11 protein-coding genes are annotated in these 12,172 nt (G+C 72.3%); 2 read left to right on the top strand and 9 right to left on the bottom strand.

What is annotated here, in order from left to right; translation table 11 throughout:
* Positions 1-157 precede the first annotated feature (157 nt).
* The 7 genes from EDC50_RS09035 to EDC50_RS09005 form a co-directional block, all read right to left on the bottom strand.
* Positions 158-604, bottom strand: a complete 447-nt coding sequence (locus EDC50_RS09035) for a DoxX family protein (protein WP_123770151.1) — start codon at positions 602-604, stop codon at positions 158-160.
* A gap of 376 nt (positions 605-980) precedes the next feature.
* Positions 981-1,532: a putative molybdenum carrier protein gene (locus tag EDC50_RS09030; RefSeq protein WP_199742094.1), complete on the bottom strand. Its 552-nt coding sequence runs from the start codon at positions 1,530-1,532 to the stop codon at positions 981-983.
* Between the two features lie 533 nt (positions 1,533-2,065).
* Entirely contained in the window at positions 2,066-5,167 is a 3,102-nt protein-coding gene (locus EDC50_RS09025) for an error-prone DNA polymerase (RefSeq protein ID WP_123770150.1), read from the bottom strand.
* Positions 5,164-6,567 (bottom strand): Y-family DNA polymerase, encoded by a 1,404-nt coding sequence (locus EDC50_RS09020; protein ID WP_123770149.1) that lies wholly within the window; start codon positions 6,565-6,567, stop codon positions 5,164-5,166. The genes EDC50_RS09025 and EDC50_RS09020 overlap by 4 nt, the downstream gene beginning before the upstream one ends.
* A 10-nt stretch (positions 6,568-6,577) precedes the next feature.
* Positions 6,578-7,201, bottom strand: a complete 624-nt coding sequence (gene imuA, locus EDC50_RS09015; RefSeq protein WP_123770148.1) for a translesion DNA synthesis-associated protein ImuA — start codon at positions 7,199-7,201, stop codon at positions 6,578-6,580.
* 3 nt (positions 7,202-7,204) lie between these two features.
* Positions 7,205-7,813, bottom strand: coding sequence for a transcriptional repressor LexA (gene lexA / locus EDC50_RS09010; RefSeq protein WP_123770147.1), 609 nt, complete (start codon positions 7,811-7,813; stop codon positions 7,205-7,207).
* A 363-nt stretch (positions 7,814-8,176) separates the two neighbouring features.
* Positions 8,177-8,842, bottom strand: coding sequence for a histidine kinase (locus tag EDC50_RS09005; RefSeq protein WP_158635710.1), 666 nt, complete (start codon positions 8,840-8,842; stop codon positions 8,177-8,179).
* 180 nt (positions 8,843-9,022) lie between these two features.
* Between EDC50_RS09005 and EDC50_RS09000 the strand changes: the two genes are divergently transcribed.
* Together EDC50_RS09000 and EDC50_RS08995 are read left to right on the top strand one after the other, a co-directional pair.
* Positions 9,023-9,577 (top strand): DUF3016 domain-containing protein, encoded by a 555-nt coding sequence (locus tag EDC50_RS09000; protein WP_123770145.1) that lies wholly within the window; start codon positions 9,023-9,025, stop codon positions 9,575-9,577.
* Between the two features lie 125 nt (positions 9,578-9,702).
* The gene (locus EDC50_RS08995) at positions 9,703-10,878 is read left to right on the top strand and encodes a mechanosensitive ion channel family protein (protein ID WP_123770144.1); all 1,176 of its coding nucleotides are present in this window, start codon (positions 9,703-9,705) and stop codon (positions 10,876-10,878) included.
* 48 nt (positions 10,879-10,926) lie between these two features.
* Here EDC50_RS08995 and EDC50_RS08990 read toward each other — a convergent pair whose 3' ends face one another.
* Positions 10,927-11,355 carry a hypothetical protein gene (locus EDC50_RS08990; protein WP_123770143.1) on the bottom strand — a complete coding sequence of 143 codons (429 nt, stop codon included), beginning with the start codon at positions 11,353-11,355 and terminating at the stop codon, positions 10,927-10,929.
* A gap of 570 nt (positions 11,356-11,925) precedes the next feature.
* Positions 11,926-12,171, bottom strand: coding sequence for a helix-turn-helix domain-containing protein (locus tag EDC50_RS08985; RefSeq protein WP_123770142.1), 246 nt, complete (start codon positions 12,169-12,171; stop codon positions 11,926-11,928).
* Position 12,172 lies beyond the last annotated feature (1 nt).

The raw sequence follows: 12,172 nt of genomic DNA, 5'->3' as shown, positions 1-12,172 counted from the left end.
CGTTGGTGCGCCGCGTCTCGCCTGGTCCGCGCGTGATCTCGCGCGAGGATCGCTGGGCTGCTGGAGTTGCAGCCTGTCGCCGAGTTCGGCTTCCGCCTCGGGAATGCCAGCTCCGCGCATCAAGCGCCTGCCGACACGCATCGCGGTGTCGGACGCGTCATGGCGAAAGCGACCTGTGCACGAGCCGGTCCAGCCCCAGCGGTCCGCTTCCCTGCACGATGATCGTCAGTGAAAGCAGCATGTACAGCGTTTCCGGCAGGTACAGGAGCCAGCTGTACCAGCCGAGCGCATTCTGCCCTTCTGGAATCTGATGCACGCCCACGGTGAGGAGCGCGGTGGTGCTGATGGGGAGCAGGATCGCCGCGCTGACCCGGGACAGCAGGCCGATCGCCAGCAGAGCGCCGAACGCGGTTTCGCATCCGGCAACGAACGGCGCCATGGCCTGCGGCCACCAGATCCCCGCCTCCGAGATCGTCTCCAGCATCGCGTTCCGGTTCGCATCCACGAACAGCTTGTTGAAGCCGGAGGCGAAGAAGAACGAGCCGAGGGCGAATCGCGTGAGGGCCAAGGGCACGAAAAAGCCGCCCGCCCGGGTGCCGAACATCCAGGCCAGTACCGGGCTTGCCGGCTTCCGCCCATTCCTTGCATTGCGCATTCGACCGCCTCCGGGGCTGCACTCGCGGGCCCGATGCTTCGCCTGACCGATCGCGATCGCACCATGCGGGCCCGGACCGTTCGCGTCAAGTCGCCGCCGCGCTCCACGGGACGGCCGCGCGCATGGCCGTAGCCGAAGTCGATCGCCAGCCCCAACGCGGACATCAGTGCCCTTGTGTGCGCGGCGGCAAGGAGAACGAGGGCGAGTCCTGGCAACGGGGGCCGAATGGGCCTTGTCCATGCGCGCCGCGGCCTGTCCGTCGTGTTCATCCACCACGCTGGCAAGGGCGGTTCACCGCGCGGCAGGCGACCCGTTGCGACGGCTCCTAGGCGGGATCGGCGGCGGAATTCGGCCGGTTGCCGGCCTGGTCGAGCAGTGCCCAAAGCGCCAGCAAGCGATCGAGGTAGGTTCGCGCCTGCGCATAGATGCCGGGCCGCTTCGCTTCGCCCGGCCCCGCCACGTTCAGTACCTTTATGCGATTCGCATCGATCCAGGCCAGGACCTCCTCGGGACTGAGAGGCCGTTCGAGGTCCACGATGCAGACGGGCTTGCGGAACTGCCCGGCGAACCGGAGGGTGAGTTGGGTTCCGCCGCCGAGCGGTCCCGTGTTGAGGATCAAGGTACCGTCGCTGTCGAGCACGTTGCGCCTGGTGCGCTGGCGATAGCCGGCCGAGTCGGTCTCCTGGAGCAGATAGCGCGGGTGCAGCGGCCCGTCGGCGGCCAGGCGCCCTTTCGGGCACCAGCCGCCATGGGGAATACCGGTGGCGAGGGCGGCGTCTAGAGCCGCGCGATCAACGCCCGTCTGGCCTCCGGAAGCGATCCTCGTCATCTGCCGATTGTTATCCTCGTCGATCTTTGCCGCTGCGAGTGTGGACAAGCATTCCGTTTCGGCCGCCTATCCTGAACTGACCGACCACATTATTGGGTGATTGCGCCTGTGAAGGAGCGCTGCATGCATCCACACATGGCGACGCGGCGGATTACGGCCATTGTGAAGTTCGTTCGACATCACGGTTCCCTGTCAGTTCGAACCTTCAATCCATCCCAACGCCGTCATGCATCCCTTGTAAACCTTCTCTTGGTTCCGTTTGGCACGCATCGCCATTCCCAGCGCGGCGCCGTTTGCAAGCCCACTGCTGAAACCTCCCGCGAATGCGCCGGCCGCAGATTGGTTCGGAGTGACCGTGGCTCGGTAGTTGCTGGTAGAAGTCGTTCCGCCTGCCGTCGTCGTAGCGGTGCCATTGATTGCATAGGCTTGCTGGCCAGGCCGGTACTGCCTGACCTCGGGCATCGGCACAGAGCCGGTAGCCACACCACCCAAAAGGGTTAGGAAGAGCTCCAAGTCAGGGCAGGGCGCCGGCTGACTTGCTGCTCCCTCCGGACGGTGCACATGGGGCGCCGTCTTGTGAACTACCGAAAATCTCGGGACTTTACGTCCAGCGCACCGAGCATTCTGTTGCCGTTCTCCAGCCGCTTGGCGATCAGGTGCTGCACGCCATCCACCCGCTCCAGGCGCCCTTCCACCACCAGCAACTGCGATTCCAGCAGCACGCGCCGCTGGCGCTGCGCTAGGTGGTTCCAGACCACGACGTTGACCGCGCCGGCTTCGTCTTCCAAGGTCACGAAGATCACGCCGCTGGCGGTCTGCGGCTGCTGGCGGCCGCGCACCAGGCCCGCCGCCTTGACGCAATGGCCATGCGGGGCGTTCGCCAGCTCGTCGGAGGCCAGGCATCCGCGCGCCCGCAATGCCTTGCGCAGGAACGTCAGCGGGTGCTTGCCCAGGGTGGTGCCGACGACGGCGTAGTCGGTGCGTACGTCTTCTTCGGCGCTCGGCATCGGCAGCGCCACCTGCGCCTCCCTGGCCGAATGGCGCGGGCCCAGCAGCGGCAACCGCCGCTCCACGCCGGCGACCGTCCAGCGCGCGCGGTGGCGATGGCCGGCCAGCGCCTTCAGCGCGCCGGCGTCGGCGAGCAGCGCCTGCTGGCGGCGGTCGAGCGCGGCGCGCTCGCACAGGTCGGCCACGTCGGCGAAGGCGCGTTTCGCGCGCGCGGCCCCGATGCGCCGTGCCGACTCTTCGTCGAAGCCCTGGATCAGGCGCAGGCCCAGGCGGATCGCCGGCGCCGGGTCGCGGCCGATCCACTCCAGCGTGCAATCCCACTCGCTGAAGCGCACGTCCACCGGCAGCACGCGCACGCCGCGCGGCAGCCAGGTGCGCGGCCGGCGCACGTCCTGCAGGATCTGGTCCGGCGTGTAGAAGCCCATCGGCTGGCTGTTGATCAAGCCGCAGGCGAACGCGGCCGGCTCGTGCCGCTTCAGCCAGCTCGACGCATAGGCCAGCAGGGCGAAGCTGGCCGCGTGCGATTCCGGGAAGCCGTAGCTGCCGAAGCCTTCGATCTGGCGGAAGATGCGCTCGGCGTAGTCGCGGCCGTAGCCGTTCTCGACCATCCGCCCGATCAGCCGCTCGCGATGCGGCTCCAGGCCGCCGTGGCGCTTCCAGGCCGCCATCGAGCGGCGTAGCCGGTCGGCCTCGCCGGGCGTGTAGTCGGCGGCCTGGATCGCCAGTTGCATCACCTGCTCCTGGAACAGCGGCACGCCCAGGGTGCGCCCGAACACGTCCTTCAGCGCGGGCGGGTACTCGATCGGCTCCTCGCCCTTCCGCCGGCGCAGGTAGGGGTGGACCATGTCGCCCTGGATCGGCCCCGGCCGCACGATCGCCACTTCGATCACCAGGTCGTAGAAGTCCTTCGGCCGCAGCCGCGGCAGCATCGCCATCTGCGCGCGCGACTCGATCTGGAACACGCCGACGGTGTCGGCCTCCGAGATCATCGCGTAGGTGTCCGGGTCGTCCTGCGGGATCGCGGCCAGGGCCAAGTCGCGGCGGCCGTGCCGGCGCAGCAGGCCGAGCGTCTTGCGCAGCGCGGTCAGCATGCCCAGCGCCAGGCAATCGACCTTGGACACGCCCATTACGTCCAGGTCGTCCTTGTCCCACTGGATCACGGTGCGGCCGTCCATCGCCGCGTTCTCCACCGGCACCAGGGTGTGCAGCGGGTGCTCGGAGATCACGAAGCCGCCCGGGTGCTGCGACAGGTGGCGCGGGAAGCCGATCAATTCGGCGGTCAGGTCCAGCACCTGGCGGATCACCGGCGCGTCGGGATCGAAGCCGCGTTCGCGCAGGTGCGCGGCGAACGGCTTCTCGCCGCTCCAGCGCTCCATGATCTTGGCCAGCTCGTCGACCTGGTCCGGCGGCAGGCCCAGCGCGCGGGCCACATCGCGGATCGCGCTCTTGCCGCGGTAGCTGATCGCCACCGCCACCAGCGCGGCGCGGCCGCGGCCGTAGCGTTCGAACACGTACTGCAGCACCTCCTCGCGGCGCTCGTGCTCGAAGTCGATGTCGATGTCGGGCGGTTCCTTGCGCTCCCTGGAGATGAAGCGCTCGAACAGGGTGCTGATCTTGTCCGGATCCAGCGCGGTCACGCCCAGCGCGTAGCAGACCGTGGAATTGGCGGCCGAGCCGCGGCCCTGGCAGAGGATGCCGCGCTCCTTCGCGAAGCGGACGATGTCGTGCACGGTTAGGAAGTAGGACTCGTACTCCAGCCCGGCGATCAGCTCCAGCTCGGCCTCGATCTGCCGCCGCGCCTTGTCCGGGACGCCGCCGGGCCAGCGCTCGCGCGCGCCTTCGTAGGTCAGCTTGCGCAGCCAGGACAGCGCGGTCTCGCCGGCCGGCACCAGTTCGTGCGGATACTGGTACTTCAGTTGATCCAAGGCGAAGCTGCAGCGCCCGGCGATGCGCACCGTCTCGGCCAGCAGGTCGGCGGGATAGATCGCCGACAGCGCGCGCCGGGTGCGCAGGTGGCGCTCGCCGTTGGGGAACAGCAGCGCGCCGGCGGCGGCGACGGTGGTGCGGTGGCGGATCGCGGTCAGCGTGTCCTGCAGGCGCCGGCGCGAGCGCACGTGCATGTGCACGTCGCCGGCGGCCACCAGCGGCAGGCCGAGGCGGCGGCCGAGCGTGCGCAGGGCCTGCAGCTTGGCGTCGTCGTCCGGGCCGCGATGCAGCTCGACCGCGATCCACAGCCGCCCGGCGAAGGTGCGCTGGAGCCAGGCGGCATCGCCGTCGTCGGGATCGTCCGGCGGCACCCACAGCGCCAGCAGGCCCGGCGGCAGCCTATCGAAGTCCTCGCGCAAGGCGCGGTACGCGCCCTTCCCGGCGCGGCGCCGCGCGACGGTGATCAACCGGCACAGCGCGACGTAGCCGTCGACGTCCGCGGCCAGCAGCACCAGCTTGGGGCCGGCCTCGACCGCGATCTCGCTGCCGACGATCAGCTTCAGCGCGTGCTTCTTCGCCGCCTCGTACGCGCGCACGATGCCGGCCAGCGAGCATTCGTCGGTGATCGCCAGCGCGGCATAGCCCTGTTGCCGGGCACGCTCGAACAGCTCCTCGGCCACGGAGGCTCCGCGCTGGAAACTGAAGGCCGACAGGCAATGCAGCTCGGCGTAGTCCGGCAGCGCGCTCATGCGAACCAGCCGTGCAGCATGAACGGCCCGCGTTCGCCGGGATGGCACCAGGCCCAGGCGCGCTGGCCGCTGGAGGTCTCGACCAGGTAGTAGTCGCGCCGCACCTCGCCGTCCCACCAGCCGGACTCGATCCGCTCCGGGCCAGCGAGGACGGTCAGGCGGTGGTCGCGCAGCGGCGTCGGCTGCGGCAGCAGCCAGCCCGGCCGCGGCGGCAGCGCCGCCGGCAACGGCGTCGAGCCGCCCTGCTCGCTCCACGCGTGTTCGGGGCGATGATCGCCCTGCAGCACCAGTCCATGCACCGCGTCGTCGCCGAGCCGCGCGCGCAGGCGCTCGCGCAGTTGCGCCCACGGCACCGCCTGCTGCGGGCGCGCATCGAACAGGTCGCGCTCGGCCGGCACGAACGGCGGCAGCTCGTGCGCGAGCAGCCGCAACCCGCGCACCGGCGCCGGCGCCCGGGCCTGCTCCAGCCGTCCGCGCGCCAGTTCGAACAGCATCGCCGCCTCGCGCTCGGGCGCGAGCAGGCCCACCTCGACCGTGCTGTCGGCGCAACGCTCGTGCTCCAGCAGCAGGCGGAAGCGCTGCACGCCGCCATCGCGCCCGGCCAGGTACGCGGCCAAGTCCGCGCACAGCCGGCGCAGCGGGAACAGCAGCGCCTGGCTGGATTCGACCTCGTGCTCGAACTCGATGCGCTGTTCGAACGTGTCCGGCGGCCGGTAGTAGCGCAGCGGCGGCGCCTCGCCGCGGATCGCGTCCAGGTGCGCCAGCACCGCCCTCGGGAAGCGCCGCGCCAGCGCGTCGCGCGGCAGCGCGAACACCTGCCGCAGCGTGCGCAGGCCCATCCGCTGCAAGGCCTGCGCGACCTCGCGTTCGAAGCCGGCGCGCTCCACCGGCAGTTGGCCCAGCCCTTGGAGCAGCGTGGCCTCGGTCAGGCCGAGGCCATCGTGCGCGTTGGCCAGCACCCGCGCCGCATGCGGGTTCGGCGCGGCGACCAGGCGATGGCGGAAACCCAGTCCGTGCAGCTCCTCGCGCAGCCGCGCTTCCAGCCGTGGCCAGGGGCCGAACAGCTTCAGGCTGCGGCCGATTTCCAGCACGATCGCGTGCGGCAACTGCGTACTGACCTGCGAGCTGAAGCGGTACGCCCAGGCGGCGAGGAGCTCGTGCGCGCGCCGTTCGGCGCCGGGGTCGTATTCGGCCGTGGCGAAACCGCTGCTGATCGCCTGCGCCGCCGCCAGCGACTGGCCCGGCCGCAGGCCGAGGGCGCGCGCGGCAGGATTCACCGAATGCAGCACGCGCCGTTGCGCCGGGCCGGCGATCAGCGCCCATGGCCGATCGGGCTCGGGATGCCGGCGGAGGACGGCGTCCAGCGCCAGGTGCGGCAGCAGCAGGCAGACCCAATGCATCGCCGCGCCCTCATCGCGTGGCCGGTGGCGGGAACGGAATCGGCCGCGCCGGCGCCAGCCCGCCGCGGCACTTCAGCACGCGCAGTTGCCGCGGCCGGGCGTCGATCGCGATGCGCAGCGCCGCCGGCGAAGGATTGCGCGCCGCGCGCAGCGGCCGGAACGCGAAGCCCAGGCAGCGTCCGCTCTCCGCCGCGACCTGCAGGCGGCGCAGGGTGCGGTCGTCGGCCTGCTGCGGCCAGCACAGCACCGCCGCGCAGGCCCCGGAACGCAGGCATTGCTCCGCCGCCCACCAGGCATCGCGGCCGGCGGCGCGCACCACCTGCAGTTGCGGCAGGCGCACGCCGGCGCGCAGCCAGGCCGGTGCGTATGGCAGGTACGGCGGCGCGACCAGCGCGACGGTGCCGCCGGCCTGCGACAGCCGCGCCAGCGTGGGCCACAGCAACTGCAGCTCGCCGACGCCGTCCATCGGGACCAGTACCTCGGTCAGCGCGGCGTCCGGCCAGCCGCCCAGCGGCAATGCCGCATCCAGCGCGTCGTGGCCGGTGGGCTGCGGGCTGGCGGGCGGCGCCGCCGGCCGGCCCTTCCAGACCCGGCGCCGGTCCAGCAGCGATTCGATCGCGACCACCGCGCCCACGGCTCAGCCCCGCCGGACCAGGCCGCAGTAGATTCCTTCGATGGCGAAGTCCTGCCCCGGCCGCACCACGATCGGCGCATGCGCGGGGTTGCGCGGCAGCAGGCGGATCGAACCGCGCCCGCGCTCCAGCCGCTTGATGGTGAGTTCCTCGTCGATGCGCGCGACCACGGTCTGGCCGTTGCGCGCCTCCGCGCTGCGGTGCACGCCGACCAGGTCGCCGTCGAGGATGCCGTCCCCGATCATCGAATCGCCCTGCACGCGCAGCAGGTAGTGCGGCGGCAGCGAGAACAGCCGGCGATCCAGGCGCAGCTCCTGCTCCAGGCCGATGTCGGCGCCGATCGGCACGCCGGCCGCGACCCGGCCCAGCACCGGCAGGGTCACCAGCTCCGGCCGCGCCGCCGATCGCTCCGGCAGGCGGATGCCGCGGCGCTGGTTCGGCGCCAGTTCGACCTGCCCGGCGTCGGCCAGCGCCTGCACGTGCTTCTTGGCCGCGGTGACCGAGGCGAAACCGAAGCGTGCGGCGATCTCGGCCAGGCTGGGCGGCTGCCCGCCCTCGATCCGCTCGCGGATGAAGGCCAGGACGGCGGCGCGTTGGGGGGACAGGTCGGGCATGGTGTAGATATATACACCATGCCGGTCTCCCCGGGCACAGATTCCAGAAGACCGACTGCGCTCGGCGGGTACAGCAGGCTCCTGTGCCTGCCGGAAACGCTGTACATGCTGCTTTCGCTGACGATCATCGTGCAGGCAAGCGGAGCGCTGGGGCTGGACCGCACAAGAGGCTGCTTCGATTCATCGCCATGGGGGCCGCGTCCAGGCGGCGGCCCTTGCGCGCGTCGTGGCCTAGGCGGCCGGAAGGCGCGAACCCCGGCCGTGTGGCGGCCCCTCGGCATCGGGCAGCCTCCGTGCCCCCCCCCGCGGCGCGCGTGCGGCGTCGCCGCGGCGGCGCCCGCGTTCCGTTGGCGGGCTATGGAATCAGACGGCCGGTTCCTGCGCTTCGCGCAGCATGCGCGCCTGCGGCACCTCGAGCAGATCCTCGATCAGGCTGCCCATCTCGCGCATGCGCCCGTCCAGTTCGTCGAGCGCGGCCGGGCGCGGCGCCAGCGGGTCGACCATGCGCTCGATCTTGCCCAGCGCGCGGCGCAGCGCCGCCAGCTGGGTGCGCAGTTCGTCGGCGAGCGTCGCCATGTACAGGTTCTTGGTCTCGTTGACGTCGCGCAACAGGCGCTCGAAGCGCTTGCGCTCGCTGATGTTGACCAGCATGTTGATGCCGGCCACCACCTCGCCATTCTCGTCCAGCAGCGGCGACGCATAGGTGAGCGTCGGCACCAGGGTCGCGTCGGGGCGCTCGACCAGCAGTTCCTGGCCGAGGTACTCGCGCCCCTGGCTCAGCGCCAGCGCCATCGACGAGCGGTGATGCTCCAGCGGCGAGCCGTCCGTCGCGTACAGGCGGTAGGAGCCGCAGAACCGGTAGTCCGGATGGCACAGCTTCGGCGCCCGGCCCCACAGTTCGACCGCCTTGAGGTTGTAGTAGGTGATCAACCCGTCCGTGTCGCAGGCATAGGCCCCGACCGGCAGGCGATCGAGCATGGTGCGGTACAGCTGGCCGGCGAGGCCCGGGATTTCGGCGGAAGGAGGCATACAGCTTGTAGGAATGATCGTGCGCCGCGGCGGGTGGCGCCCGGAACCGCCGAGCATACGCAGCCGACCTTCACGCCGCGCGAAGAACCCGCTGAATCCGCGGCAACGCCGCGCGCCGCGTGTGGCCGCCTTCGCCGCGCGGGCGGATAATCGCCTCGTCCCGGGTCGATCGGAAACGCCATGAACCTCCGCGCCGTCGTGTGCACCGCGCTGCTCGCCGTCGCCGCCGCCTCGGGCGCGGCCGATGCGCGTGCGCGCAACGTCACCGATCCCGACGCGCCGCGCAGCCTGCCCGAACAGGGCCCGGTGAGCGTGCGCTGGACCGACCCCTCGCGCTTCAGCGACATCCGCCACAGCCGCAACCGCGCCGCCGCGGTGCGCGGCGACTGGGTGCGGCAGATCGCCGAGTACCTGCGCGAGCGCGCCGCGCGCCGGCTGCCCCCGGGCCAGCGGCTGGAGGTGGAGATCCGCGACATCAAGCGCGCCGGCGAGTACGAACCCTGGCACGGCGTCGCGCTGCAGGACACGCGCTTCATCCGCGAGATCCACCCGCCGCGCATCGACCTGTACTTCCGCCGCCTCGACGCCGACGGCCGCGTGGCCGCCGAGGGCGAGCGCGAGCTGCGCGACTCCGGCTTCATGATGGGCGCGGACACCGTCGGCGCCGGCGATGCGCTGCGCTTCGAGAAGGACCTGATCGACCGCTGGCTGGGCCGCGAACTCCCGGCCCCCTGAACCCGGGCCCCGGCTCCTCACCCCGTTCGCTTCATCGCTTTCGCCGCCGCATCTCGCTCGCCTCCTGAACGCGCCATCCACGCGCGCGCTGCGAGCATGGGCGTCCGCCCGCCCGCAGGAACGACATGCCGCCGACGTCCTGGCAGCACATCATCGCGGTCGCGTGGCCGTTGCTGGTCGCGCTGGCGCTCGGCCTGATCGTGAACCGCCTGGTGCGCGCGCTCGCGCGCCGGGCGCGCGAGCGCGGCGAAAGCCGGCTGCGCGTGCGCGTGATCCGGGTGATCGCCGCGCCTGCGGGCGTCGCGGCGCCGCTGCTGTTCCTCAGCCTGGCCGTGGCGGCCACCCCGCTGCCGCCGCCGTGGGCGGCGCGCATCCAGCACGGGCTCGCGATCGGCGGGCTGCTGTGCCTGACCTGGCTGGCGGTGCGCGCGGTCGGCGCGGTGGAGGCGCGCATCCTGCGCGAGCACCCGGTCGACGTCGAGGACAACCTCGCCGCGCGCCGCGTGCAGACGCAGACGCGGGTGATCAGCCGGGTCGTCCAGGGCGGCATCGCCCTGGTCGGCATCTCGGTGGCGCTGATGACCTTCCCCGCGATCCGCCAACTCGGCACCACCCTGCTGGCGTCGGCCGGGATCGTCGGCCTGGTCGCCGGCATCGCCGCCAAGCCGGTGTTCGGCAACCTGATCGCCGGCCTGCAGATCGCCACCACCCAGCCGCTGCGCCTGGACGACGTGGTGATCGTGCAGGGCGAATGGGGCCGCATTGAGGAGATCGCCAGCACCTACATCGTGGTGCGCATCTGGGACGAGCGGCGGATGATCGTGCCGCTGCAGTGGTTCATCGAGAACCCGTTCGAGAACTGGACCCGCACCAGCGCGCAGCTGCTCGGCACCGCGTTCCTGTGGCTGGACTACCGCACGCCGATGGAGCGCGTGCGCGCGGAGCTGCGCCGCATCTGCGAGAGCGACCCGCGCTGGGACGGCCGCGTCTGCGTGGCCCAGGTCACCGACGCCGACCGCCACACCGTGCAGGTGCGGCTGCTGGTGAGCGCGCGCAACTCCGGCGACCTGTTCGATCTGCGCTGCGCGGTGCGCGAGCGCATGATCGACTTCCTCGACGCGCACCACCCCGAGGCGCTGCCGCGCCTGCGCGCCGACCTGCACCGCGACGACACCCGGCACGACGCGGCCGAGGCGCACGCGCAGGCCGTCGAGCGCGTGAGCGAGGCCGGCGCCACCGACGCCTCCTCGCCGGGCGCGGAGGACGTGAACGCCGCCGATCCGCGCGTCCCGCGCGGCTGATCGCGGGCGGGGCGCGGGCGCCGCCGGCGGAACGCGGTTTCGCCGCGCTCAGTCGAGCGTGGCCGCGAACGCGGTGGCCCGGCCGGTTCCGGGATCGAGGCGGCAGCGGAACGCGAACTGGCGCCACGCATCGCCGGCGCGCAGCTGGCCGCGGCCGCGCAGCAGGCGGTCGCTCTCCAGGGTCAGCGTGGCCGGGTCGTCGCTGCCGAGGAACACCCGGTCCGCGCCCTTCACCTGCTTCCTCAGGGCCGGCAGCGCCAGCGGCCGGCAGATCGCCTCGGCGACCTTCTTGGCATTGCTCCAGCCTCGGGCCAGTTCGCGCTCCTGCGGGTCCCGGAGCGCGGCGATGCGCCTGTCGACGGCGGCCTGCTGCGCCGGCGACAGCGCCGGTTCGGCCGCGAATGCCGCGGCGGCGGCCGTCGCGAGCGCGGCGGCGGCGGCGAGCCTCGTGCACCTGCTTCCGTGGACCTGGGGCATCTCCCTGTCTCCTGTGCGCTTGCGGTGCGGCCCGGCGGCGGACGCCGCCGGCCGCGACCGAGCCTACCGGTGCGCGCGGCCTGCGACAAACCGACGTGGCGAAGGTCGGCCGCGCGCCATCCGGCGCGCCTGGCGGCGGTGTCCATGTTGCGCGCGGTGCCGCCGCCGGATCCGCCGCCGGGGAGCCGGGCCTGCCATCGCCGTAGCGCACGTGGATCGCGCGCGCCGAGCGCAAGCGCCTCGTCGCGGCGATGCCGCACGCCGGCCAGGGCGTCGGCCGGCGCCGTCCGGACGAGGAAGATCGCCGCGGCGCGATCGCGCGCGCCACCGGGAAACCGGTTCTCCCGCCGTACCCGTGCCCGCTCGGCGCCGCTGCGCAGGAGCACGCCGACGGGCTTGCCGGCATTGCGGGCCAGCCGCGTCCAGCGCCGCCTTCGTCGCGGCCGCGCCTGCCGGGCCTCGCGGGCGCGACGTTGCCGCTGGCGCTGCCGGTGCGCGCGCCGCCCGGACACCGGCCGCTTGCCGGTGCCGCCGACGCCGACCGCCCGCAGCGGAACGCCGCGGGTGGCTTCAGCCATCCTCCGCGTCCGCTTCCAGGTCCGGGGCGCCGGCGCCGGGCCGGAATTCGAGCAGGTCGCCCGGCTGGCACTGCAGGTACTCGCAGATGCGCTCCAGGGTCGCGAAGCGGACGCCGCGGACCTTGCCGGACTTGAGCAGCGACAGGTTCTGCTCGGTGATGCCGACGTAGGCCGCCAGTTCGCGCGACTTGACCTTGCGCCGCGCCAGCATCACGTCGAGGTTGACGACGATGGCCATG

The organism is Vulcaniibacterium tengchongense (genome assembly GCF_003814555.1).
In the GTDB taxonomy this organism is placed as follows: Bacteria; Pseudomonadota; Gammaproteobacteria; order Xanthomonadales; family Xanthomonadaceae; genus Vulcaniibacterium; species Vulcaniibacterium tengchongense.
Note: the sequence above shows the minus strand (reverse complement) of the source record. Positions and strands in the feature narration are given on the sequence as shown.

Coding starts and splice junctions, on each gene's coding strand:
- EDC50_RS09035 (WP_123770151.1), bottom strand. CDS start 604: ATGTTCGGCACCCGGGCGGGCGGCTTTTTCGTGCCCTTGGCCCTCACG.
- EDC50_RS09025 (WP_123770150.1), bottom strand. CDS start 5,167: ATGAGCGCGCTGCCGGACTACGCCGAGCTGCATTGCCTGTCGGCCTTC.
- EDC50_RS09020 (WP_123770149.1), bottom strand. CDS start 6,567: ATGCATTGGGTCTGCCTGCTGCTGCCGCACCTGGCGCTGGACGCCGTC.
- lexA (WP_123770147.1), bottom strand. CDS start 7,813: ATGCCCGACCTGTCCCCCCAACGCGCCGCCGTCCTGGCCTTCATCCGC.
- EDC50_RS09005 (WP_158635710.1), bottom strand. CDS start 8,842: ATGCCTCCTTCCGCCGAAATCCCGGGCCTCGCCGGCCAGCTGTACCGC.
- EDC50_RS09000 (WP_123770145.1), top strand. CDS start 9,023: ATGAACCTCCGCGCCGTCGTGTGCACCGCGCTGCTCGCCGTCGCCGCC.
- EDC50_RS08995 (WP_123770144.1), top strand. CDS start 9,703: ATGCCGCCGACGTCCTGGCAGCACATCATCGCGGTCGCGTGGCCGTTG.
- EDC50_RS08990 (WP_123770143.1), bottom strand. CDS start 11,355: ATGCCCCAGGTCCACGGAAGCAGGTGCACGAGGCTCGCCGCCGCCGCC.
- EDC50_RS08985 (WP_123770142.1), bottom strand. CDS start 12,171: ATGGCCATCGTCGTCAACCTCGACGTGATGCTGGCGCGGCGCAAGGTC.